The organism is Paenibacillus sp. EKM10P, assembly GCF_011800655.1.
Lineage (GTDB): Bacteria > Bacillota > Bacilli > Paenibacillales > Paenibacillaceae > Paenibacillus > Paenibacillus polymyxa.
The window spans coordinates 819,527-840,291 of sequence record NZ_JAALET010000002.1 but is presented as its reverse complement, the minus strand read 5'-3'; the positions used below and the strand labels follow the sequence as shown (position 1 = coordinate 840,291).

Below are 20,765 nucleotides of genomic sequence, written 5' to 3'. Positions count from 1 at the left end.
ATCGACCGGAAACGGATACAGGCTGCTGTAGAGGCAGTTCTTGAGAAATACAAGATATATAATAAGTTTGCTTCTATTATGAACCTTCTTGTTGAGAAGGAGTAGAAAAAGAGTGGGAAAATGAACGAAATTAAAGTGACTAATGATTGGGCGCAATACCCTATGACTCTGCGCCCCAAGCATGTTGAGGAAAATAATGAAGATGAGCCCCAAAAAGACCTACGAGTTTCTGACAGGGAAATATATATTAGCAAATTGGTATTTTTTTAACTGGCTTGAAGGTGCTAATTTTGATGTGTTCCAAAACAACGAAAGCAGCGGGTTTTAGCCGCTGCTTTTTCGTATCAAAAAGTGATTCGTATCAAATTCGTATCAGAGCCATATTTCGTATCGGATAAGAGTTTATAAAAATAAGAAAAACCCTTTATAAATCAAGGGGTTTTTGGTATAGGACGGATGGGGATCGAACCCATGACCCTTACCCTGTCAAGATAATGCTCTCCCGCTGAGCTACCGTCCTGTAGTTACTAGATAATATCATGTATTAACCATATATGTAAAGTGAAAAAATAGAAATCCGCCTGTACTTCATGACTATTTATATATATAATTCAAATTTAGTGAGTTTACATTTGAAATTAAGGATAGGAGGAACAGATGATGGCCGCAGAAATTATAACTGTAACAACAGAAGAGCAACTGCAGAAGGCAATATTGATCCGTACCAAAGTGTTTGTCGAAGAGCAGAAGGTTCCTCTGGATCTTGAAATTGATCATTATGACAAGCTGGGAGATACCGCCCATCATTTGCTAATTTGTGAACATGGGGAAATGGTGGCTACTGGTCGGCTGACATATTACGATGAAGAGACAGCTAAAATGCAACGTATTGCCGTTCTCAAGGAGCATCGTGCAGCAGGTTATGGACGTGTATTACTGCTAGCACTGGAGGAACGTGCACGTGAACTTGGGCTGAGATACTCGTTGTTAGATGCTCAATGTCAAGCTGAGAAGTTTTACGAAAAGCTTGGCTATGAAACGATCTCCGATGAACCTTTTGACGATGCGGGAATACCGCATGTACGTATGCGTAAAAAGTTGTAGTCGAGGCACAGGGTGTATACAAAGCTGTACAATGCGCATGCTAGTAAAAGTTCCTCCACTATACTATGGATAAGGAGCGATGCAGCATGGCTAATACAGAACGAGAACAAATTACGGCAGTACGTAAAAACGGGGATGGCGATCTTGCGTCATTTCAGACGTCTACTGGACGGATTTTGGATTATAGCCAAGCGTTGAACGAGATTGAAGCAGGTTCAATTGCAGGCGTCAACGTGTTCAAGGCCAAGGATGGAAGCAAACGAATTCGAGGGGATGCCGATGGAGATCCTTCTAATAACCTAGATCAACTGCCGTTGTTCTGACCTTGACTCGCAACATTAACGTCCAAGCTTATCATTGATACAAAAAATATGCAGCAAGCCGCCTAGCTATCCTTTGTAGGAAAGTCGGGCGGCTTTTTGTTAATTGTTAATACTCCCTTTAGCTCGGTTACTCTGCACGTTCCAATTCTGCTAGCGGATATACTCGTTGCTGCTCCAGAAAGGACATAATCCCTGCCTTATCCCTAAATTGTTCCATATCGTCGCTATAGTGCATCAGATGAATTTGCTCTTGAAGAGGTGTTGGCAAGCTTAGCAGCTCATCTATCGTTGTATGGACTTCTCCGGCACCTTGTAATTGAACCTCATGTAAAATGCTCCGACATCCCCGTTCATGCACCAGATGATGAAGTAAATCGGGATCAAAAACCATGTCCGCACTATAAAAAAGACGATCATTAATGAACAAAGAGTAACTGTTTTTACCAGGAATATGCCGTGTAGGGATCAGCTCTACCTGGATACCCGGTACTAAGGTGGTGGGTACGCCAGGGGTTATGACATTTACCTCGAATACATCCTCAAGCTTGTCAATCATACCTTGCTGTGACATGCCGCCCTTGAGCGTATGCTCCCATAAAGGGTGGATTAATGGTTCGGCGATATAAAGCAGAGGTTTGCGACGATGGAGGATATTCATTTGAAAACCAAATTCCTCTAGGCCTCCGACATGATCTGCGTGAATATGTGTGATTAAAATAGCGTCAATATCAGGCAAAGGGACACCCATCTGGTGCAATGCTAGAGATGCGGTTGTACCGCAATCGATCAGCAGCTTGCCTTCCCCGCTATCCAGCAGCGCGTTGTTGTTGTAATAATGCTTGGCAAAGGCGCTACCTGTACCAAGCATCTGTATCGTTAGGCCCATTATGGATTCACCCTCCAGACGATGTGTTATAAGACACTCTACAATCGTATTTTAACATCTAGGCTGCAGGAACTAAAGATTTGGCTCCTTATGTAAAAACTTTGGACAATTTGTGAAACACAGCGCAACTTGTGCGGCTGAGCTAGGTATAAATGTACGACAGATGGTTTTTAACAGATAACGATGGAGGGATATGTAGTATGAAATGGAGAAAAGTGATGGCCCTAGTGATGGCCTTTTCAATAATGGGAGGGACCGTCATTTCGGCGGAGTCCGCCAAGGACCAAGTGCAGTTGATTATTAACGGAGAAGTGTCAAAAGATGGCGCAGTTGTCATTGATGGGAAAACTTATGTGCCTATCCGTGACTTTAACGGGCTTGTAAATTTTGATCCCTCTGGTGGAAAAGTTGTCTTCGACCAGCCAAACGTGCATATGTTCCTGTTCAAGGGAGATACTGTGTTTGGTAACGTGAATAAAGGTAACAAAGTGAAGTTTAATGTTTTCAGCCAAATTGATACCCTGAAAACAGATATCTCCGGAGTGAAAGTAGCGATTACCGACCCTTCGGGCAATGTAAAGGATATTCAGTCCCAAGATATCAAAGGAGCGCAAAAGGATAACTTCTGGTTCCGTACGAACGACTTTACGTATGATTTCAAAACAGCAGGGAACTATCGAGTCGGTTTCTACATTAAAGAAAGTAAAGACGGTAGTTATACACTGGTATCCGAAAAAGTCATTACAGCGATAAATTAGGCATACCACAAATTGACCTGCACTCTTGATCATGTTACGATACGAGGGAAAATAAAACAATTTGAAGGTAGGTATTTCCATGAGTGATCACAAACATGAACACGGTGAAGCCTGCAACCACGATCATGACCACGAACATGAAGAAATGGTTCTTACGCTAACTGATGAAAATGGCAAAGATGTAGAAATGGTGCTGGTAGAGACCTTTGACGTAGAAGATCACGTGTATGCTCTGTTGCTTGAGCGTGGCAATCCCGAAGCGGATGGTATCATTCTTCGTATGGAAGAAGAAAACGAAGAAATGGTGCTTTACAATATTGAGGACGAAGATGAGTGGAAGCGTGTAGAAGCAGCTTATAGCGAGCTTGTTGCCCAATACGAATAAGATTGGATACAGCAGCTGCTCTTGCTCTTCAAAACACTAGAAAAGCCCCCGAATGGGGGCTTTTTTTGTTGACCATCAACATTTTTTTGCATGCAGATGCTAACAGATCATTGTTTAAGAAATAGCGTCAGTTTCAACGATAACCTTCACCTGATGTACCGTTCGATCCTCAGGTCCTTTAACAGGCAGGCCTACTTCCACATGATCTACAATATAATCAATATTGTCCTGCGAAATAACTTCGCCCGGCAATAGGATTGGGATGCCTGGTGGATATACATAAATGAATTCTGCAATGATACGGCCAGCAGATTCCTTGAAGGGTACGATTTCCGTATCTCCGTAAAAAGCGTCTCTCGGAATGAGGGAGAGCTGCGGTATATCCGGTATCTTTACAACCAGCTCATGCTGCTGACCTGTGGAATAGTGCAGTGAAGCCAGCTCGCGCAAAGCTTTTAATAAAATGTCAATTTCCTCTTTGGTATCACCAGGAGTCACCAAACAGAGAATATTATACATATCGCTAAGCTCAACTTCGATATTGTAGTGATCTCTCAGCCAATTTTCCACATCATATCCGGTAAGGCCTAAATGGCGAATATGAACCGTTACTTTGGTCGGATCATAATCATAGGTAGCTTCCGTGCCAAGAATTTCACTGCCAAAGCAATATAGCCCTTCGATTTTGTTGACCTCTGCGCGGCAATATTCAGCTAATTCCAGAGCACGTTGTGCGATTTCATGGCCGTTAAGGGCCAAATTGCGTCGGGATGTGTCCAACGAAGCCAGCAGAATGTACGAAGTGGACGTCGTTGTCAGCATACTGAAAATAGTTTGTACACGCTGCGGATTAACGAATCCGTTTTTTGTATTTACATTTAGTATCGAGCTTTGAGTCAAAGAACCACCCAGCTTGTGAACGCTTGTAGCTGACATGTCTGCCCCCGCCTCCATGGCGGACATCGGCAAATCAGCATGAAAATGAATCAGTACTCCGTGAGCCTCATCGACCAGGACCGGCACATTATAGCTGTGAGCGAGATCTACAATTTCCTTCAAATCGGCGCACACACCGTAATATGTCGGGTTGATGACAAGGACGCCCTTGGCGTCAGGGTGACGTTCCAATGCCCGGCGTACGGACTTGGTTGTAACCCCGTGGTGAATACCGAGATTCTCATCACTGACCGGAGAAATGAATACCGGCTTCGCACCAGCGAAGATGATGGCAGACATTATGGATTTGTGTATATTTCGGGGTACAATAATTTTATCACCTGGCATACAAATGGACATAATCATGGTGATAATGGCTCCGCTTGTCCCCTGTACACTGTAATAAGTATAATCAGCTCCGAAGGCTTCTGCTGCAAGCTTTTGAGCTTCTTCAATGACGCCTGATGGCTGATGCAGATCGTCCAATGGAGCGATATTGATCATATCTATGGAAAAAGCATTATCCCCCATAAATTCGCGAAATTCCCGATCTGCCCCCACTCCCTTTTTATGACCTGGGATGTGAAATTGAACCGGGTTGCTCTGAGCATGCTTTTTCAAAGCAGTAAAAAGCGGGGTGTTGCTTTGATTCATTAGTGTTGTCACAACCTTTCATGCAGGATTTCGACAATCCTGTGCAATTGATAATAGAACAAAATTGAGTATAGCAGTTTGAAGTAGGAATGCAAGCGATTGAGGGCGCATTTATTTGCGAAAGAGTGGAGTAGGCGGAGAACCCTGAATGTATAGACAAAAAACGAAGGCGGAGGATGTGGGATAGATGAAGCAAATTAGACGAAAAAAAGCTTCGCAGCGGCTGTGGACTCCTTTTTTCGCCAAATTATGGATACTGGTGTTTCTGGTCGAATTTATGAAGGGATCTCTTCTGGTATCGATCCTGCCGGTATATATGGGAGAAACGTTGGGGCTGTCGGCCGGAATTATCGGTTTAGCCTTTTCGCTTCAGTATTTCGGAGACAATGCATTCCGGGCACCGGCGGGCTGGATGGCTGAACGGCTCGGTTACCGTGGCACGATGTCAACCGCGTTGTTGTTTACACTTGTAGCGATCATTATGCTAAGCGCACTGACGGAACCTGTGTGGCTCGTCATCGCGTGTCTGTTACTAGGACTGGGGACATCTCCGCTCTGGCCTTGTGTGATGACTGGTACGACCGAAATGTCCGGACCTAATAACAATAATGGTGCAGCAATGGGAACACTGGAAATTGCGTCCATGGGCGGAACGGGCTTGGGTCCACTCGTTATGAACTTCGCCATATCCCACTACGGACACTCTTACGGTATGGTGTTCATGATTTTGATAGGATGCAGTATTGTATTACTACTGGTTGCTCTTATGCTGCCTGGAACGAACAGGTCTGCTGGCAAAGGTGACCTCGAACAGAGCGCTCTCACATCTTCTGATGGGAAGTCCAAGCAGAAGCGGCAAGTGCTGAGTGGTATCCAGGAGACGATCAGCACGCTCAAAACCAAGCTTAATGTGAATCCGTTAATTTACCCTGCGCTGTTTTTGCAGTCCTTTGTCATCGGCTTGATCAGCCCTGTGCTAACGCTGTACGCGCGGACGGATCTCGGAATTTCACCGAACTTGTATAGCGTGCTTCTGATTGCCGGCGGTGGGGTGACTGTGCTGGCATTAATCCCTTGTGGCAAGCTGGTGGATCGCCTTGGAACCAAGTACTTTTTGCACATCGGATTTTTGCTTGCCGGGACCACGCTATTTTTCTTTTCAACAGTACAGACCATCCCGCTTGTGTTTGTATCCGTAGCAATTATTGGCTTGGGATATGCGCTCATTTTGCCTGCATGGAACACGTTTCTTGCCCAACTGATTCCGGAAAGCGAGCGTGCAACAGTATGGGGCTTTTTTTTAACACTCCAAGGCTCTGGCATGGTTATCGGTCCGCTCGTTTCAGGAGTGCTATGGGACCGCGCTGGACATACAGCTCCATTTATCATCAGTGGGATCGTGATGCTGCTCATGTTTGGCTGCCATCTGGCTTTGGCGCGCAATCCACGGAGAAAAACCGTTGTTAAGGCTTGAACGGTGCTTTTAGAAGTGGATCAGGGCCGCATTTATTCTGAAGCTATTCCTTTGGAAAAGACATCCGGTACAGTGGCAGCAAATGCTCAAAAGTGGAACGCACTGTCTGCAGTAGCGCAGCTCCGTCACTAGCGAGAGGATCATTACGATCAATGCGGAGCCCGCACATGACCTCGGCTTTTTTCACCTGCTGCAGCTTGTTAATGATGGTTTGAAACTCTTCAGTGTCCATTTGTTGCTGTTCTGTACCTTGTGGAGCCATATGATCCATGGACCAGTAAAAGTGACCTGGTATGTTAGATCGCACATCGCTCAGGTTGGTTTCAAGCGCCTGGGCAAATGTGATTTTATTCGGACTTTCATAAATGACTGCGAATATGACGAATATATGGGAAGCGAACATACCTACCTCAAAATGCGGCAACGCCTTATACCCGCGTTTATTTGCCGCCCAGGCTACCCATGTATCGATCGGGGGATTGACCTTGCGTCGTGCATGCTTGGCAACGTGAACGTGCATAGGCTCCCCGCATAAGTCCGTCAGGAAGGGGGCTATCTCCTCACCAATCGCCTCCAACTTGGGCCGAACCTGCTGAATCAGCACCTCCATGCGAGGTTCCAATCCTGGTATCTCAAAAACATCAAAGTCCTTTGCAGTAAATCCACTAAATGTCATTCCTATTCCTCCTGTAACTAGGCTAAGCCATATCGTGTGGCGTATTATGTCCGATTATAGCATAATGTCAGCGGGCTTGACCGTCTTTAGACCAGGCTCGGTACAAGCACATAAGGCAAAAGTAGGATTGTGCGCTGTTACTCATAAAAATAGGTCAAATAACCAAGTACCCTTACATAAAATGAAGTATAAAATAGAGCAAGGGAAGATCAAGCGGGAAAGCCGCAGGCTTGCTGTAGCCGGACTTCTTGAATCGGACTTGAAAAAGGAGGGAATGCCGTGAACAAGGGCTGTGAGGTAGAATATTGCAATCTAGAGCTCCGGTTTAGCCGTCGGCATATCCATAATCTGATCAAGGATTTGATATCGGAAGGGTATTCGCTGTACTGGAGCGAGGATGAGTCGTATCTGGTTTTGTCGGTGAGAACCGGGCGCAAGCTGGTGAAGCTCCGTTTTCAACAATTGCGCACAGGACACTATAAGCTGGCTGGAAATTATGTAATCCGCGATGCCAAGCTGGCTGAGTGGTTGGAGAAGCTAATTGGAAGTACTCGAGGTCATGCCATTGTCAAAAGAGTCAAGGATCATCATATCTTGGTAGAAAATATTTTGTTCGGCGAGGTCATTCGTCTGGTCGAGGTTACTGGCTTTAAGCAGCGTGTTATTTATCAGAAAGGACCCGTGCTGTCCGCTCAGGAAATGGAAGATATGTACGCTTCCAATGAAGGGGAAACCCGGCTGCTGCTGCTCAAAATGGAAGTGGACGATGAATTGGAGAAACTGTTCACAGCCATGACCGAGGAAGATACGATTAAAATCGAGAATTGCCACAAACGCCTGCAAACGCTATCTCACCAACTGCTGATGATGGAAGCGTAGTACATCGGAACACCTCATGCAAATGGGGTGTTTTGATCTGTGATTAGACAGGGGTTCACTTCTGACACTAAAAACGTTAAAATAGAAGTGCACGTGTTCCGATTCACATAAAGTGTAATGCGGTAAAGCGGCGATATAGAATACAAAATATGTTGCAAAGGATGAGGAACCAGATGGCAAAACAGCAAATTGGTGTGATCGGCCTGGCGGTAATGGGTAAAAACTTGGCCCTTAATATTGAGAGCAGAGGCTTCACCGTTTCGGTTTTTAACCGCTCTCCAGAAAAAACGCACGATCTTATCAAAGAAGCAGAAGGTAAGAAACTGACGGGTACTTTCTCCATTGAAGAATTTGTGAACTCACTGGAATCACCCCGTAAAATCCTGATCATGGTTCAAGCTGGTAAAGCTACAGATGCCACGATTGAACAGCTTGTGCCTCATCTGGACAAGGGCGACATTATTATAGACGGAGGCAATGCCTACTTCCCTGATACACAGCGCCGCAGCAAGGAGCTGGAGGAAAAAGGACTTCGCTTTATTGGTACAGGCGTATCCGGTGGTGAAGAAGGTGCCTTGAATGGTCCTGCCATTATGCCGGGTGGACAAGAAAGTGCCTACAAACTCGTAGAGCCGATTCTGACTGCAATCTCTGCAAAAGTGGACGGCGACCCATGCTGTACATATATCGGTCCCGACGGTGCTGGTCACTATGTAAAAATGGTGCATAATGGTATCGAGTACGGCGACATGCAATTGATTGGTGAAGCATATCACTTGCTGAAATCAGTCCTGAATGTGAGTGCGGAAGAACTTCATGAAATCTTTACAGAATGGAATAAAGGTGAACTGGACAGCTATCTGATCGAAATTACAGCTGACATCTTCTCCCAGTATGATGCTGAAACAGGCAAGCCTATGGTAGATGTGATCTTGGATGCTGCAGGTCAAAAAGGTACTGGTAAATGGACAAGCCAAAGCGCGCTGGATCTGGGTGTGCCATTGTCCATGATTACCGAGTCCGTATTCTCCCGTTTCTTGTCTGCTATGAAAGATGAGCGTATTGCGGCAAGCAAAGTGCTGAGCGGTCCTAAAGCTGAATCCTTCAGCGGCGACAAAAAAGAATTTATCGAAAGCGTACGTAAAGCCCTGTTCGCAAGTAAAATTGTGTCTTATGCTCAAGGTTTCGCTCAAATGCGTGCAGCTTCCGATGAATATGATTGGGATTTGAAATACGGAAAAATTGCAATGATCTTCCGCGGTGGTTGCATTATCCGTTCGCAATTCCTGCAAAACATCAAGGATGCGTATGACCGTGATCCTGCTCTGAAAAACCTATTGCTGGACTCTTATTTCAAAAATGTAGTAGAAACGTATCAAGATGCATGGCGTCAAGTGATTTCCGTGGCTGTATCTCAAGGTATTCCAGTGCCTGGCTTCTCCAGCGCGCTTGCTTACTATGACAGCTATCGCACGGAGCGTTTGCCAGCAAACCTGCTGCAAGCGCAACGTGACTACTTTGGTGCACACACGTTCAAGCGCGTGGACAAAGAAGGCGTATTCCATCATCAATGGTTCTAATGAACTGACGAATGTAAGAATGCAGTATGTAACACAACGGAAGCTTTTTTGCCCGCTGGGTAGAAAAAGCTTCCGTTTTTGATTTGGTATTTTAGATACAATGTTGAATTCGCTAAAGGATTGTGTAATCTTTTGACGCTATGGTATGATAGAAGTATGATATTTTAATGCTTTACCGCGTCTAAGCTTTGAGTTTAAATAAAAGAGACGGAAGATTCCCGTCTCTTTTATAGACTAGCTGTTTTACTGCTCCTGTGACCATTGCAGCATGCCACCAGTCATATTGGTGCAACCCTCGTAACCTAACTGCTGCAAATATTCGCAGGCACGTTCACTGCGATAACCGCTCCGGCAAATAAAGATGATTTCACCGGTGCGTTCAATTTCCTCAAGGCGGCCCGGAATCTGTCCGAGCGGAATGTGCTTGGCACCTTCAATCATACCTTCCGCTACTTCTTCCGCTTCACGGACGTCGATCAATTGCAATTGCTCTCCTGCTTGCAGGCGTGCGCGAAGCTCAGAAGGTTCAATCAGAGCGATTTGCGTCATGGCTGGACCTCTTTTCTAATGTAAATGGGTACTATTTGTATTGTTGACGTGTGAGAAACGTCACACTCTCTATGTATGATAGCGAAGCGATCTCTAAGCTGTCAATTAGCCTAAATCTAAAAATCAAATAAAGATTGGTCAACCAGGTTGCTAAACCTCGACAGACCTAGATGAATATTCCTTATTTTTTAGGTGGAGAAATGAACGTTACAACTTGTATAATTAACGTAAACTAGGATGGTTTGAATCGAAAAGGAGCATGTATAATATGGATGTTATCGTTAGACCTACCCCTTCCCTGCAAGGAGAGATTGGGGCTTTGTCCTCCAAAAACTACACTACTCGTTATCTGCTTACAGCTGCACTTGCTGATGGGCAAAGTACTATTTACTATCCAGCTCATAGTGAAGACAGTGATGCTATGCGTCGTTGTATCACCGATCTGGGAGCAGTGCTGGAAGAGGATGATGAAAAAATCGTGATTACAGGTTTTGGTAGCCATCCTCAAGCTGTGAAGGAACTGAACGTGGGCAATGCAGGAGCGGTGCTCCGTTTTTTGATGGGAATTGTGTCCCTATGTCCGGATGTTACATTTGTGAATACATATCCCGACTCCTTGGGGAAAAGACCCCATGATGATCTAATTGATGCACTGGGCCAACTGGGGGTTAGAGTAGATCATCGTGAAGGCAAGTTGCCAATACGTATTCAGGGTGGTCAGGCGAAGGGCGGTAAAATCCAAGTGTCCGGTTCGGTTAGCTCACAGTATTTAAGCGCTCTGTTGTTCCTTACACCTCTACTGGAGGAAGATAGTGAAATTGAAGTGCTGCATGATTTGAAATCCAAAGTGGTCATTGGGCAGACGCTGGAGGTATTGCAAGAGGCTGGTATTACCATTCATGCAAGTGATGACTACATGTCTTTCCGCGTACCGGGTCGGCAATCCTATCAGCCACGTACGTATACTGTACAGGGGGATTATCCAGGGAGTGCTGCGGTGCTGGCGGCGGCTGCAGTAACGAATTCCGATGTAACCATCCATCGTCTTAAAGAACAGAGCAAACAGGGAGAACGTGCTATTGTAGACGTGCTGCGTATGATGGAAGTGCCACTGACACATGAGAACGATACCGTTGTCGTAAAGGGGAACGGTCGATTGAAAGCCATCGAGTTTGACGGTGATGCTGCGACAGACGCTGTGCTTGCCATGGTAGCTGCGGCTGTATTTGCCGAAGGTACGTCCCGTTTCTATAACGTGGAAAATTTACGGTATAAGGAATGTGACCGTATTACCGATTATTTGAATGAATTGAGCAAGGCTGGAGCTCGGGTAGAAGAACGTCAAGCGGAAATCATTGTGCATGGTAGACCGGAGGGTGTCGAAGGTGGTGTGGAAATCAACGCGCATTTTGATCACCGTGTCATTATGGCATTGACGGTTGTAGGTTTGCGTGCGCAGAAGCCGCTAGTGATCAAGGATGCGCATCATGTCGCCAAATCGTATCCACAGTATTTCGACCATCTGACGACGCTTGGTGCTTCTGTAGAATGGGTAAAATAAAGGTAAGTTAAGATGCAGACAGGAGGAGAAAAAATGGCTTTTGAAAATCCGTCCAGAGAAGAGATTAAGAATATTTTGGAACAAGTAGGCAATATTGCGGTTGTTGGTTTGTCTGATAAATCAGACCGCACCTCTTACATGGTTTCTTATGCTATGCAACAGCGGGGATACCGGATTATTCCGGTAAATCCTGCGGCCGCAGGACAAACGATTCTTGGAGAGACTTGCTATGCCAGTCTTGCTGAAGTACCAGAGCCCGTTGAATTGGTTAATGTATTCCGGCGTAGCGAATACTGCGCAGAGGTTGCGCGTGAAGCAACTGCTATTGGAGCTAAGATATTGTGGCTGCAACAGGGAATTATAAGCCAGGAAGCCGCTGACATTGCGCAGGAGCATGGAATGACGGTTATTATGGATCGTTGCATTAAGGTGGAGGATTCAGTGACCCAAGCTGTACGTAAAGGATAATCACATCGCTGAATCATGCTATATGAGCATGAAAAAAACCTTCTTCCCTTATTTCATAGGGTTGAAGGTTTTTGGTGTGAAATCAGAACTATGATACAGTATATTATACTTTCAGGAATCCATATAATGTATGTATGCTTGGAATATGATAGGGTCTAGTTAAATTCATAGGGTTATCGCTGAGTAATAAGTTATATGACCTGTAAAAGCGTAAATAAATATTTTTGGCTGACGGAACCATTGCTTTGACAAAAGTATTTATTCGGCTTACCATCAGGGATAGAAGGGAGAGGAATGCCATGAATTGGCTCGGATCCTTACAACAGCTTGGTCGTGCTGTCATGCTCCCGACGATGGTGCTACCAGCAGCTGCAATATTGCTAAGTCTCGGCAGCCTTCCTTGGGCCACGTGGGGATTTCCTATGGTGTCTGATATGGCAAATGCGGCGGGACACGGGATTTTTTATTTTTTGCCGTATTTGTTTGCGGTGGGTGTTGCACTGGGTATGTCGAATCAAGCAGGTCAGGCGGGACTGGCTGCATTGGCTGGTATGGCTATATATGATCAGGTCACATTGAGATTTGGAAACGGACTCATTCAGCCAGCGACGCTCATTGGTATCATTTTGGGGATTATTTCAGGGTTGGCTTATAATCGCTTCAAAAGTATTAAGTTGCCCGAAGTGCTTCAGTTTTTTGGGGGAACCCGATTTGTTCTGCTGCTTATTGGCCTGTTCTCTGCTGTATTTGCAGGTCTTATGTTGATTATTGCTCCGCTGATCCAGCGAGGCCTGGAATTTATAGTAGGCCTGGAATCGAGCTTGGGCGGTTTTGGACTGCTTATTTACGGTATTCTATACCGATTATTGGCAGCTTTTGGTCTTCATCATCTGCTTAATAATATATTTTGGTTTCAACTGGGTACATATAAAACGCCGTCTGGCAACGTTGTGCAGGGGGATTTGCCCCGTTTTTTTGCTGGCGATCCGACAGCGGGCTATTTCATGTCCGGGTTGTTTCCCATTATGATGTTTGCGATCCCTGCGATTGCGTTAGCGATCATTCAGGAAGCTCGTGAAGATTTGAAGCCAAAGGTGCAGAAAACGTTTCTGACGGCTGCATTGGTATGCTTTTTTACCGGAGTGTCGGAACAGATTGAGTTTGCCTTTTTGTTTGCTGCTCCTTATTTGTTCCTCGTTCATGCGGTTATGTCCGGTCTGGCCATGTGGCTTACCTTTGAGTTGGACATTCATCATGGCTTTTCATATTCGGCGGGCTTTATAGATTATGTCCTTAACTTCCATCTGTCACATAACGCCTGGTTACTAATTCCAGTTGGAGTGGCATATGGACTTGTGTATTATGTACTATTTCGATGGGCGATCCGTCGGTTCCGTATTCCAACCCCTGGTCGCGAGGAAGGCTCAGTTCTGGAGGATTGGGCCGGTAATATTCCTTACAGTGCTCCGCTTATTTTGGAAGCACTCGGTGGGAAGGAGAATATTGTGCAGGTAGAGGCCTGCATTACCCGTTTACGGCTGACCGTTCACAATGACAGGCTGATTGATACCGGAGCAATGAAGGCTTTGGGATCAGCCGGGCTTATTAATCTGGGCGGGGGTAATTTACAAGTCGTATTTGGAACATATTCAGAACTGATCCGTGAGGAAATTGCGAAGTTGATGGAACGTGATCTTCCTCAAATTTTGTTCAATGCTCCTGTACATGGAAAAATGCTACCGATTCATGAAGTGCCTGACAAAATTTTTGCAACGAAGCTGGTTGGGGACGGTGTTGCTTTTGTTCCTGAACGCGGTGAACTTGTGTCTCCGGTGTATGGTACTGTGATGCATTTGTATCCGACCATGCACGCTTTAGGCATCTCCACACGAGAAGGACTTGAGGTTCTGCTTCACATCGGGATTGATACTTCACAGCTAAAAGGGAATTTTACTGCTATGGTAGAAGCAGGCGATACGGTGGAACCGGGGCAATTGCTGATCAAATTTGATTTGCAGGCGCTACGAGAGCAAGCTCCATCGCTGGTGACTCCTATGGTCATCACGAATCCGGATCGCGTCAAGTCGTGGAGCTTTGCTCCGTTTAAAACAGTGAAAAAAGGTCAGGCCTCGGTAATGTCCGTTGTGCTGCATGACAGGAATGTTGGAGGGGTAGAAACATGATAGAAGGCATCGGCGCCGCAGCAGGTGTGGCCATCGGGAAGGCATTTGTCCTGCCGAGCTGGGAATGGGATTTACCAGATCAAAAAATGGATACGGTAGATCTAGCGAAGGAATTTGAACGATTGTATGAAGGGATACGTACATCCAAAAGTGAAATCCAGTTTATTAAGGATGAGTTTCGAGAGATGGTGGGACCGGAGGAATCCAGCATTTTTGATGCTCATCTTGCGATATTGGAAGATCCGGAATTCATGAATGAAATTAGCGGAATTATTCAGCGTCAGTATAAGGCGGCCGAGGTGGCTGTGAAGGAAGCTATTGATCATTTTGTGACCATGTTTGATTTGCTGGATGATGAATATATGAAGGAGCGGGCAATCGACATTAAGGATGTGGGGAACCGACTGCTCAAGCATTTGCTGGGCGCACCGGAAGTGACTCTTCCCAACGACACACAGCCCTATATTCTGGTAGCCAAGGAGCTTTCGCCATCCCAATCGGCACACCTGAATCCCAGCTACGTGTTGGGGATTGTGACTATGAATGGTGGTAAAACATCGCATTCCGCGATTATGGCCCGTGCGCTTGGTATCCCACTCGTTTCAGGATTGGAGAGCAATTTGAATTTGCCCGTTCAAACCGGAGATATGATGGTTGTGGACGGAGACCTGGGCAGGGTGTATGTAAATCCGGAAAAATCAGTAACAGACCACTATATCGTTTTGCGTGCCGAGCAGCGACGCAGAAAAGAGCAGCTTCAGGTACTCGCTTCGGTAGAAGCTGTGACCAAGGATGGAACCACGCTGAGGCTGGCGGCCAATATTAGCTCCGTTAAAGAGCTGGAGGCCGCTTTGAAGCATGGAGCCCAGGGTGTGGGGCTGTTCCGCACGGAATTTTTATATATGGATCGCAAATCTGCTCCTGATGAAGAGGAACAGTATGAAGTATATCGGCTAATAGCGGAAAAGGCAGGCAATCACTCCGTAGTCATCCGTACATTGGATATCGGCGGCGACAAGCCGTTGGATTATCTTGAACTCCCAGAGGAAGAAAATCCTTTTCTAGGTTATCGTGCTATACGGATTAGTTTGGATTGGAAGGAAATGTTTAAAACTCAATTGACTGCAATTTTGCGAGCCAGTGCAACGGGGAATATCAAGGTCATGTACCCGATGATCTCATCTGTGGAGGAAGTCCGTCAGGCAGATGTTCTTTTAAAGGAGGCTATGGCGGATCTGGATGCAAGAGGGCTTGCCTATAATCCCAAAATACAGCGAGGAATTATGATTGAGGTTCCGGCTGCGGCGATGATCGCGGATCTATTAGCAGCTGAAACCGATTTTTTTAGTATCGGAACAAATGATCTAGTTCAGTATGTGCTGGCTGTGGACCGTATGAATGAGCAGATTGCGCATATGTACCATCCATACCACCCGGCTGTACTTCGAATGCTGCGCATGACTGCACAGGCGGCACATCAAGCCGGAATTGATGTGAGTGTCTGCGGTGAGATGGCTGGAGATGAACGATCCGTTCCACTTTGGCTGGAACTAGGAATACATCAGCTCAGTATGTCCCCCCAATCTTTATTGCGGGTCAAGCATCGTGTGCTGAATACGACCGCATCTGAGGCGATGACAGTTGCTCGTGCTTGCTTTGGCATGTCTACTGGTGCAGCGATCGAAGACAAGCTGACTGCAGCTAATATCAGCTGCACCCCGGCCGGACCTGGGCGGCAGTAATGCTTTAAAATCTGAAAGCTTAGCTTGGCTCGTACAAAAAAGCACCTTCAAAACCATGAATAAAGTGGTTTTGAAGGTGCTTTTTCGATATAGCTATAGATAAGGGTTACTCAAGTCCTGAATGTGCGGACTGGATATCTTATTTCTGAGCGCTATTAGCTAATACATCGCAGAACGCTTTTCCGTAAGGGGGAAGATCAGGCGGTCGACGAGCGGATACAATATGTCCGTCTGTCACCACAGCTTCATCCTTCCAGATGGCTCCTGCATTTTCCATATCATCACGAATACCTGGTGTGGAGGTGACCGTAACACCATCCAATATTTTTGCAGAAATCAGTACCCAGCCTGCATGGCAGATTTGTCCGATGGGTTTATGTGCGGCATGAAATTCCTGTACGAGTTGAATGACCTTGGGATAGCGGCGCAGTTTATCGGGCGCCCATCCGCCAGGAACGAGAATTCCGTCATAATCGCTGCTATTCAGTTCTGCAAAGGCATATTCTGCTTCAGCAGGTACGCCGTATTTTCCAATATACTTTTTACCCTTTTCAGCACCGGCTAAATGTACTTCCGCGCCTTCTTCACGAACGCGATACACCGGGTACCATAATTCCAGATCCTCGAATTCCTCATCTACCAGGGCAATTACCTTTTTTCCGGTAAGTCTTGACATCCAACCATCCTTTCGTGCGTCACATGATGACACCTTTGTTTTGTAATCTGTACTTTTACATCTTAAGAAAAAGTACGCCCGAAGTCCATTCCTCCGCAGATTCTCGGGTTAGGAGTCGCTCTTTAACAACAATCGTCGTCATTTTTTGCCCCCCAAAGCTTTGGTAATTTGTTCATTGCTGCAATCTGTGGAAGGATTTGAGGCCACAAAGTCGAAATAAAAAAAGGTATGATAGATTTTATTGAGTTAACAAATATTTTATAGACTAGTAAATAGATATATCTGGATTCTGATGAGATCCTCATATAAGTTTGATCCTACGTAATGAGGTGGTAAAATGCATAAGCAATGCCAATGTGGTGAACCGATGGGGCTGGAATTGCGAAAGGTAATATATGCGAGTAAGGTTGAAATTTTGCATGTCCCTGTATTCTCATGTCCGTCATGCTTTTCCAGTGAGGTTTTGCAGCATGTGACGAAGGACATTAAGGAACTATTACAAAGTCTAGGGAGCAAACCTGCACCCCGGCGAATATCTTTTGCACGCAACAATGAACTGGCAGAAATTATTCGTAAGCTTGTACTGGAGGAAGCGGATAATCCCAATGTGGATTGGCAATCCGCTTTGGAGGAGCGAATGGAGCTTCGAATTAATCTCTTACTGGATCTTTATCGCTATGCGAGAAGCCTAGGAGATGAAGATTGGATGAATGATGTAGAGAAAAGATTGGTTCAATTATCCGGTTTTACCAGTAAATCGGTGTTTACGAATACGAAAAACTAAAAAATATGAAAATTTTCATGGTCACCATTGGATTTTACATGTTCTTTTTGTTACGATGAGAATAGGCCATACGACAAGACACAGAAAGGAATGTATATCCAATGGCGACGATGACGAAAATGACTACTATTCAACAATTAAATACGGCTCTGGAAGCGTCATCAGACAAGCCGTTACTCCTCTTTAAGCACAGTACACGTTGTCCGATAAGTGCAGGTGCATATCAGGAAGTGGAGTCTTATTTGGAAGGTGCTCCCGACGAAAATATTGAATACGGTATCATTTATGTAGTAGAAGATCGGCCGGTGTCCAATGCGGCTGCGGACAAGCTTCAGGTGAAACATGAATCGCCGCAGGCCATTTTAATCAAGGACGGGGAGGCTGTCTGGCATACATCCCATTCGAATATTACAGCCCGTGCGCTTCACGATCATCTCACATAGATAGAATGAGTGCTGTCGTTGCATAAAGTAGTATTTTGTCGTATCATGGTTCTAATTAGTTGATCTAGGATTCGGTTGAAAATTTATTGGCAATGGAGAGAAGGAATGTGACGGTAACGATCTATGATGTAGCTCGCGAAGCTGGTGTCTCAATGGCCACGGTGTCCCGCGTAGTTAACAATAATCCTAATGTAAAACCTCAGACCCGCAAGAAGGTGTACGAAGCGATTGAACAATTGGGATATCGCCCGAATGCGGTAGCTAGAGGTCTGGCCAGCAAGAAGACAACGACTGTTGGCGTGGTTATTCCGGATATATCGAACTCAATTTTTGCAGAAATTGCACGCGGTATTGAGGATATTGCAAATATGTATCACTATAACATCATTTTATGTAATGCCGACAAACGTAAAGAAAAAGAGATCCGTGTTATCAACACATTACTTGAAAAGCAAGTGGATGGACTGCTGTTCATGGGCGGCACAGTAACGGACGAGCATATTCAGGCCTTCCATACAGCTGCAGTTCCTATTGTTCTATGTGCAACGAGTGATGAAAAAGGTAGCTATCCTTCAGTAGATATTGACCATGAAGCCGCTGCTTTTGATGCAGTTAACACGTTGATCCGCCATGGACACCGTCAAATCGCAATGATCAGTGGTACGCTTCAAGACCCTGCAAACGGCTATGCACGTTTCCAAGGTTACAAGAGAGCATTGGAAACAGCTGGAATTGATTATCAGGAGGATCTCGTGAGAATCGGGAACTACCGCTATGAATCCGGTGTTGAAGCCATGAAATACTTCCTCGGTCTGAAGAAGAAACCAAGTGCTATTTTTGCCGCTACGGATGAAATGGCAATTGGTGCGATTCATAGTATTCAGGATGAGGGATTGAAAGTCCCTGATGATTTTTCGGTAATCAGTGTTGACAACATTCGTATGGCCTCCATGGTTCGTCCTCAGCTGACAACCGTCGCACAACCAATGTACGATTTGGGTGCGGTAGCCATGCGTTTGCTGACCAAGCTGATGAAGAAGGAAAACGTGGAGAACTCTCGCGTTATTTTGCCGCACGAGACTATTTTGCGGTTATCAGTTAATTATTTAGACTAGGCACAGTGCCGAATAGGATACACCTTCGATGAAAGCTCCTTTGACGGAGCTTTTTTCGTAGATACATAGCTTCTTGTGACATCATCATCAAACTAAGAAACGAGGGATGCGTAATGAGCCGACTTTATGGATTAATGGGTGCGATGGATGAAGAAATTGAATTGCTGCTCTCGGCGATGACCGAGGCAAGCAAGACGACCAAGACGGGAATCACATACACTACCGGAATGATTCACGGGCAAAGGGTAGTCGTCTGCAAGTCCGGTGTAGGCAAAGTCAATGCTGCGGTAACAACACAAATCTTGATTGATCATTTTGGCGTCGAACAAATTATATTCACGGGAGTGGCAGGGGCGGTACACCCGGATTTAAACATTGGAGACATTGTCATCTCATCAACATGTATGCAGCATGACATGGATGTAACGCCTTTGGGTTATGCCAGAGGGGTCATTCCTTATCAGGACACCTCAGAGTTCGCGGCCGATCCCGAGCTTGTCCGTCTGGCTGAACAAGCCTGCAAATCGTTTGGCGATCGATACATTGTCGGGAAAGTACTTTCCGGCGATCAATTTGTCGCAAATCGTGAGATAGTGACAGCATTGCATCAAGAAATGGACGGTGCTTGTACCGAGATGGAAGGCGCCGCAGTGGCTCAGACAGCTCATATGAACGCTGTGCCTTATGTTGTCCTACGATCTATGTCAGATAAGGCTGATGGATCGGCTCACGTGAATTATGCTGAGTTTACGGTAGAAGCCTCACATCGTTCGCACCGTATTGTGGAGTTCATGCTCAAGCATTTGGGATAAGAGTGTAATATTTTTAATACATGAATCTTCGAACAAACCGGATACGGTCAAACTGTTCTCGTGATTCGAGGGGCACATCATCTCCCATTCGTACCATCAGACAGTTCGCAGGGTGTGAGCATATTTCAGGATCATCCGTGGCGTACCATACCATATTTACGGTTTTCATCAGACGTTCCATCATGCGGCGGTATTCCCATACGGAAAGACCGCTGCCTTTTAAATCCCAGTGCCAGTAATATTCGGTTGTAAAAATAATATAGGATTCGAGCTGTCCGTCTTCAAAGGCAATCCGAATCATTCGGCTACCCAGGCCCAGTCCGCGATAGTCATCGGCTACCTCGACAGCTCCGAGTTCCAGTAAATCCTTCATGCCAGCTTCCGACCAGCGTTCCATCTCGTCTGGATAGTGAAAAGTGACATATCCCAGAAGGGTTTCTCCATCATGGGCAATGATGATTCTGCCTTCAGGCAGTTCTGAAATTTCCACCAGCGCGTCGAATTGCTCCTTTGGTTTACGAAAGGCGTCCAGTTGCGTATGCATTTGAAATGAACGCAATCGATCAGCGGATACCGGTCCTTCTACATGGATGGTTTGTCCGTTATGATCCAGTGTGTCCAAGTGGTACAATTTTAAATGCTGCATGGGTGCGACCTCCTTGTTTGCCATCAGTACCTCTTCATATCCCCTACTTATAACAAAAAAACAAATAAATGAAAAGGATGGTCGTCACATCCTCACCTATGATATACTGATTTAGACACGAATTGTTCACA

At 45.6% G+C, this 20,765-nt stretch carries 22 protein-coding genes and 1 tRNA gene; 16 read left to right on the top strand and 7 right to left on the bottom strand.

The window, feature by feature from the left end:
- The first annotated feature begins 120 nt into the window (after nt 1–120).
- Nucleotides 121–270: a hypothetical protein gene (locus HFE01_RS09310; RefSeq protein WP_167437954.1), complete on the top strand. Its 150-nt coding sequence runs from the start codon at nt 121–123 to the stop codon at nt 268–270.
- A 178-nt stretch (nt 271–448) separates the two neighbouring features.
- On the opposite strand, the gene HFE01_RS09305 is transcribed toward HFE01_RS09310, so the two are convergent.
- Nucleotides 449–520, bottom strand: a tRNA-Val gene (locus HFE01_RS09305).
- 140 nt (nt 521–660) lie between these two features.
- On the opposite strand from HFE01_RS09305, the gene HFE01_RS09300 reads away from it, so the two are divergent.
- Together HFE01_RS09300 and HFE01_RS09295 are read left to right on the top strand one after the other, a co-directional pair.
- Nucleotides 661–1,104 carry a GNAT family N-acetyltransferase gene (locus HFE01_RS09300; protein ID WP_017427817.1) on the top strand — a complete coding sequence of 148 codons (444 nt, stop codon included), beginning with the start codon at nt 661–663 and terminating at the stop codon, nt 1,102–1,104.
- 86 nt (nt 1,105–1,190) lie between these two features.
- Nucleotides 1,191–1,427 (top strand): DUF3892 domain-containing protein, encoded by a 237-nt coding sequence (locus HFE01_RS09295; protein ID WP_016822393.1) that lies wholly within the window; start codon nt 1,191–1,193, stop codon nt 1,425–1,427.
- A 127-nt stretch (nt 1,428–1,554) separates the two neighbouring features.
- On the opposite strand, the gene HFE01_RS09290 is transcribed toward HFE01_RS09295, so the two are convergent.
- Nucleotides 1,555–2,313 (bottom strand): MBL fold metallo-hydrolase, encoded by a 759-nt coding sequence (locus tag HFE01_RS09290; RefSeq protein WP_107733348.1) that lies wholly within the window; start codon nt 2,311–2,313, stop codon nt 1,555–1,557.
- Nucleotides 2,314–2,513: 200 nt separating this feature from the next.
- On the opposite strand from HFE01_RS09290, the gene HFE01_RS09285 reads away from it, so the two are divergent.
- Together HFE01_RS09285 and HFE01_RS09280 are read left to right on the top strand one after the other, a co-directional pair.
- A complete protein-coding gene (locus HFE01_RS09285) occupies nt 2,514–3,071 on the top strand; it encodes a hypothetical protein (protein ID WP_013371897.1) in 558 nt (185 codons plus the stop codon).
- Nucleotides 3,072–3,150: 79 nt separating this feature from the next.
- The gene (locus HFE01_RS09280) at nt 3,151–3,456 is read left to right on the top strand and encodes a DUF1292 domain-containing protein (RefSeq protein WP_007431055.1); all 306 of its coding nucleotides are present in this window, start codon (nt 3,151–3,153) and stop codon (nt 3,454–3,456) included.
- A 114-nt stretch (nt 3,457–3,570) separates the two neighbouring features.
- Here HFE01_RS09280 and HFE01_RS09275 read toward each other — a convergent pair whose 3' ends face one another.
- Complete coding sequence (locus HFE01_RS09275; protein WP_016822391.1) at nt 3,571–5,046, bottom strand: aminotransferase class I/II-fold pyridoxal phosphate-dependent enzyme; 1,476 nt, start codon at nt 5,044–5,046, stop codon at nt 3,571–3,573.
- A 187-nt stretch (nt 5,047–5,233) separates the two neighbouring features.
- Here HFE01_RS09275 and HFE01_RS09270 point away from each other — a divergent pair, with 187 nt between their 5' ends.
- Nucleotides 5,234–6,520: an MFS transporter gene (locus tag HFE01_RS09270; RefSeq protein WP_107733349.1), complete on the top strand. Its 1,287-nt coding sequence runs from the start codon at nt 5,234–5,236 to the stop codon at nt 6,518–6,520.
- Between the two features lie 43 nt (nt 6,521–6,563).
- On the opposite strand, the gene HFE01_RS09265 is transcribed toward HFE01_RS09270, so the two are convergent.
- Nucleotides 6,564–7,196, bottom strand: coding sequence for a YktB family protein (locus HFE01_RS09265; protein WP_016822389.1), 633 nt, complete (start codon nt 7,194–7,196; stop codon nt 6,564–6,566).
- Between the two features lie 279 nt (nt 7,197–7,475).
- On the opposite strand from HFE01_RS09265, the gene HFE01_RS09255 reads away from it, so the two are divergent.
- Both HFE01_RS09255 and gndA read left to right on the top strand, forming a co-directional pair.
- Nucleotides 7,476–8,075 (top strand): hypothetical protein, encoded by a 600-nt coding sequence (locus HFE01_RS09255; RefSeq protein ID WP_167437955.1) that lies wholly within the window; start codon nt 7,476–7,478, stop codon nt 8,073–8,075.
- 173 nt (nt 8,076–8,248) lie between these two features.
- Entirely contained in the window at nt 8,249–9,655 is a 1,407-nt protein-coding gene (gndA, locus tag HFE01_RS09250) for an NADP-dependent phosphogluconate dehydrogenase (RefSeq protein WP_013371891.1), read from the top strand.
- 243 nt (nt 9,656–9,898) lie between these two features.
- On the opposite strand, the gene HFE01_RS09245 is transcribed toward gndA, so the two are convergent.
- Nucleotides 9,899–10,204, bottom strand: coding sequence for a rhodanese-like domain-containing protein (locus tag HFE01_RS09245; protein ID WP_013371889.1), 306 nt, complete (start codon nt 10,202–10,204; stop codon nt 9,899–9,901).
- 268 nt (nt 10,205–10,472) lie between these two features.
- Here HFE01_RS09245 and aroA point away from each other — a divergent pair, with 268 nt between their 5' ends.
- The 4 genes from aroA to ptsP all read left to right on the top strand — a co-directional run bounded on the left by aroA (nt 10,473) and on the right by ptsP (nt 16,158).
- The gene (gene aroA, locus HFE01_RS09240; RefSeq protein WP_107733350.1) at nt 10,473–11,765 is read left to right on the top strand and encodes a 3-phosphoshikimate 1-carboxyvinyltransferase; all 1,293 of its coding nucleotides are present in this window, start codon (nt 10,473–10,475) and stop codon (nt 11,763–11,765) included.
- Between the two features lie 33 nt (nt 11,766–11,798).
- Complete coding sequence (locus tag HFE01_RS09235) at nt 11,799–12,233, top strand: CoA-binding protein (RefSeq protein WP_107733351.1); 435 nt, start codon at nt 11,799–11,801, stop codon at nt 12,231–12,233.
- Nucleotides 12,234–12,532: 299 nt separating this feature from the next.
- Nucleotides 12,533–14,416: a glucose PTS transporter subunit IIA gene (locus HFE01_RS09230; RefSeq protein WP_013371886.1), complete on the top strand. Its 1,884-nt coding sequence runs from the start codon at nt 12,533–12,535 to the stop codon at nt 14,414–14,416.
- The gene (ptsP, locus tag HFE01_RS09225; RefSeq protein ID WP_107733352.1) at nt 14,413–16,158 is read left to right on the top strand and encodes a phosphoenolpyruvate--protein phosphotransferase; all 1,746 of its coding nucleotides are present in this window, start codon (nt 14,413–14,415) and stop codon (nt 16,156–16,158) included. The genes HFE01_RS09230 and ptsP overlap by 4 nt, the downstream gene beginning before the upstream one ends.
- 139 nt (nt 16,159–16,297) lie before the next feature.
- On the opposite strand, the gene HFE01_RS09220 is transcribed toward ptsP, so the two are convergent.
- On the bottom strand, nt 16,298–16,834 hold the full coding sequence (locus HFE01_RS09220) for a type 1 glutamine amidotransferase domain-containing protein (protein WP_107733353.1): 537 nt from the start codon (nt 16,832–16,834) through the stop codon (nt 16,298–16,300).
- A gap of 337 nt (nt 16,835–17,171) precedes the next feature.
- On the opposite strand from HFE01_RS09220, the gene HFE01_RS09215 reads away from it, so the two are divergent.
- The 4 genes from HFE01_RS09215 to HFE01_RS09200 all read left to right on the top strand — a co-directional run bounded on the left by HFE01_RS09215 (nt 17,172) and on the right by HFE01_RS09200 (nt 19,988).
- Nucleotides 17,172–17,618: a hypothetical protein gene (locus HFE01_RS09215; RefSeq protein ID WP_016822381.1), complete on the top strand. Its 447-nt coding sequence runs from the start codon at nt 17,172–17,174 to the stop codon at nt 17,616–17,618.
- A 101-nt stretch (nt 17,619–17,719) separates the two neighbouring features.
- The gene (gene ytxJ / locus HFE01_RS09210) at nt 17,720–18,061 is read left to right on the top strand and encodes a bacillithiol system redox-active protein YtxJ (RefSeq protein ID WP_016822380.1); all 342 of its coding nucleotides are present in this window, start codon (nt 17,720–17,722) and stop codon (nt 18,059–18,061) included.
- A 107-nt stretch (nt 18,062–18,168) separates the two neighbouring features.
- Complete coding sequence (gene ccpA / locus HFE01_RS09205) at nt 18,169–19,176, top strand: catabolite control protein A (protein ID WP_013371881.1); 1,008 nt, start codon at nt 18,169–18,171, stop codon at nt 19,174–19,176.
- 113 nt (nt 19,177–19,289) lie between these two features.
- Complete coding sequence (locus tag HFE01_RS09200) at nt 19,290–19,988, top strand: 5'-methylthioadenosine/adenosylhomocysteine nucleosidase (RefSeq protein WP_016822379.1); 699 nt, start codon at nt 19,290–19,292, stop codon at nt 19,986–19,988.
- A gap of 13 nt (nt 19,989–20,001) precedes the next feature.
- Here the strand turns inward: HFE01_RS09200 and HFE01_RS09195 are convergent, their stop codons facing one another.
- Nucleotides 20,002–20,634, bottom strand: a complete 633-nt coding sequence (locus HFE01_RS09195) for a GNAT family N-acetyltransferase (RefSeq protein ID WP_016822378.1) — start codon at nt 20,632–20,634, stop codon at nt 20,002–20,004.
- Nucleotides 20,635–20,765: the final 131 nt, after the last annotated feature.

Bases quoted from the DNA above. Each gene is read 5' to 3' on its own strand.
- HFE01_RS09215 (WP_016822381.1), top strand. From the start codon at position 17,172: ATGCATAAGCAATGCCAATGTGGTGAACCGATGGGGCTGGAATTGCGA.
- ytxJ (WP_016822380.1), top strand. From the start codon at position 17,720: ATGGCGACGATGACGAAAATGACTACTATTCAACAATTAAATACGGCT.
- HFE01_RS09245 (WP_013371889.1), bottom strand. From the start codon at position 10,204: ATGACGCAAATCGCTCTGATTGAACCTTCTGAGCTTCGCGCACGCCTG.
- HFE01_RS09195 (WP_016822378.1), bottom strand. From the start codon at position 20,634: ATGCAGCATTTAAAATTGTACCACTTGGACACACTGGATCATAACGGA.
- HFE01_RS09230 (WP_013371886.1), top strand. From the start codon at position 12,533: ATGAATTGGCTCGGATCCTTACAACAGCTTGGTCGTGCTGTCATGCTC.
- gndA (WP_013371891.1), top strand. From the start codon at position 8,249: ATGGCAAAACAGCAAATTGGTGTGATCGGCCTGGCGGTAATGGGTAAA.
- HFE01_RS09310 (WP_167437954.1), top strand. From the start codon at position 121: ATGAACGAAATTAAAGTGACTAATGATTGGGCGCAATACCCTATGACT.
- HFE01_RS09220 (WP_107733353.1), bottom strand. From the start codon at position 16,834: ATGTCAAGACTTACCGGAAAAAAGGTAATTGCCCTGGTAGATGAGGAA.
- HFE01_RS09275 (WP_016822391.1), bottom strand. From the start codon at position 5,046: ATGAATCAAAGCAACACCCCGCTTTTTACTGCTTTGAAAAAGCATGCT.
- aroA (WP_107733350.1), top strand. From the start codon at position 10,473: ATGGATGTTATCGTTAGACCTACCCCTTCCCTGCAAGGAGAGATTGGG.
- HFE01_RS09295 (WP_016822393.1), top strand. From the start codon at position 1,191: ATGGCTAATACAGAACGAGAACAAATTACGGCAGTACGTAAAAACGGG.
- ptsP (WP_107733352.1), top strand. From the start codon at position 14,413: ATGATAGAAGGCATCGGCGCCGCAGCAGGTGTGGCCATCGGGAAGGCA.
- HFE01_RS09290 (WP_107733348.1), bottom strand. From the start codon at position 2,313: ATGGGCCTAACGATACAGATGCTTGGTACAGGTAGCGCCTTTGCCAAG.
- HFE01_RS09300 (WP_017427817.1), top strand. From the start codon at position 661: ATGGCCGCAGAAATTATAACTGTAACAACAGAAGAGCAACTGCAGAAG.
- HFE01_RS09235 (WP_107733351.1), top strand. From the start codon at position 11,799: ATGGCTTTTGAAAATCCGTCCAGAGAAGAGATTAAGAATATTTTGGAA.
- HFE01_RS09265 (WP_016822389.1), bottom strand. From the start codon at position 7,196: ATGACATTTAGTGGATTTACTGCAAAGGACTTTGATGTTTTTGAGATA.
- HFE01_RS09200 (WP_016822379.1), top strand. From the start codon at position 19,290: ATGAGCCGACTTTATGGATTAATGGGTGCGATGGATGAAGAAATTGAA.
- HFE01_RS09270 (WP_107733349.1), top strand. From the start codon at position 5,234: ATGAAGCAAATTAGACGAAAAAAAGCTTCGCAGCGGCTGTGGACTCCT.
- HFE01_RS09280 (WP_007431055.1), top strand. From the start codon at position 3,151: ATGAGTGATCACAAACATGAACACGGTGAAGCCTGCAACCACGATCAT.
- HFE01_RS09285 (WP_013371897.1), top strand. From the start codon at position 2,514: ATGAAATGGAGAAAAGTGATGGCCCTAGTGATGGCCTTTTCAATAATG.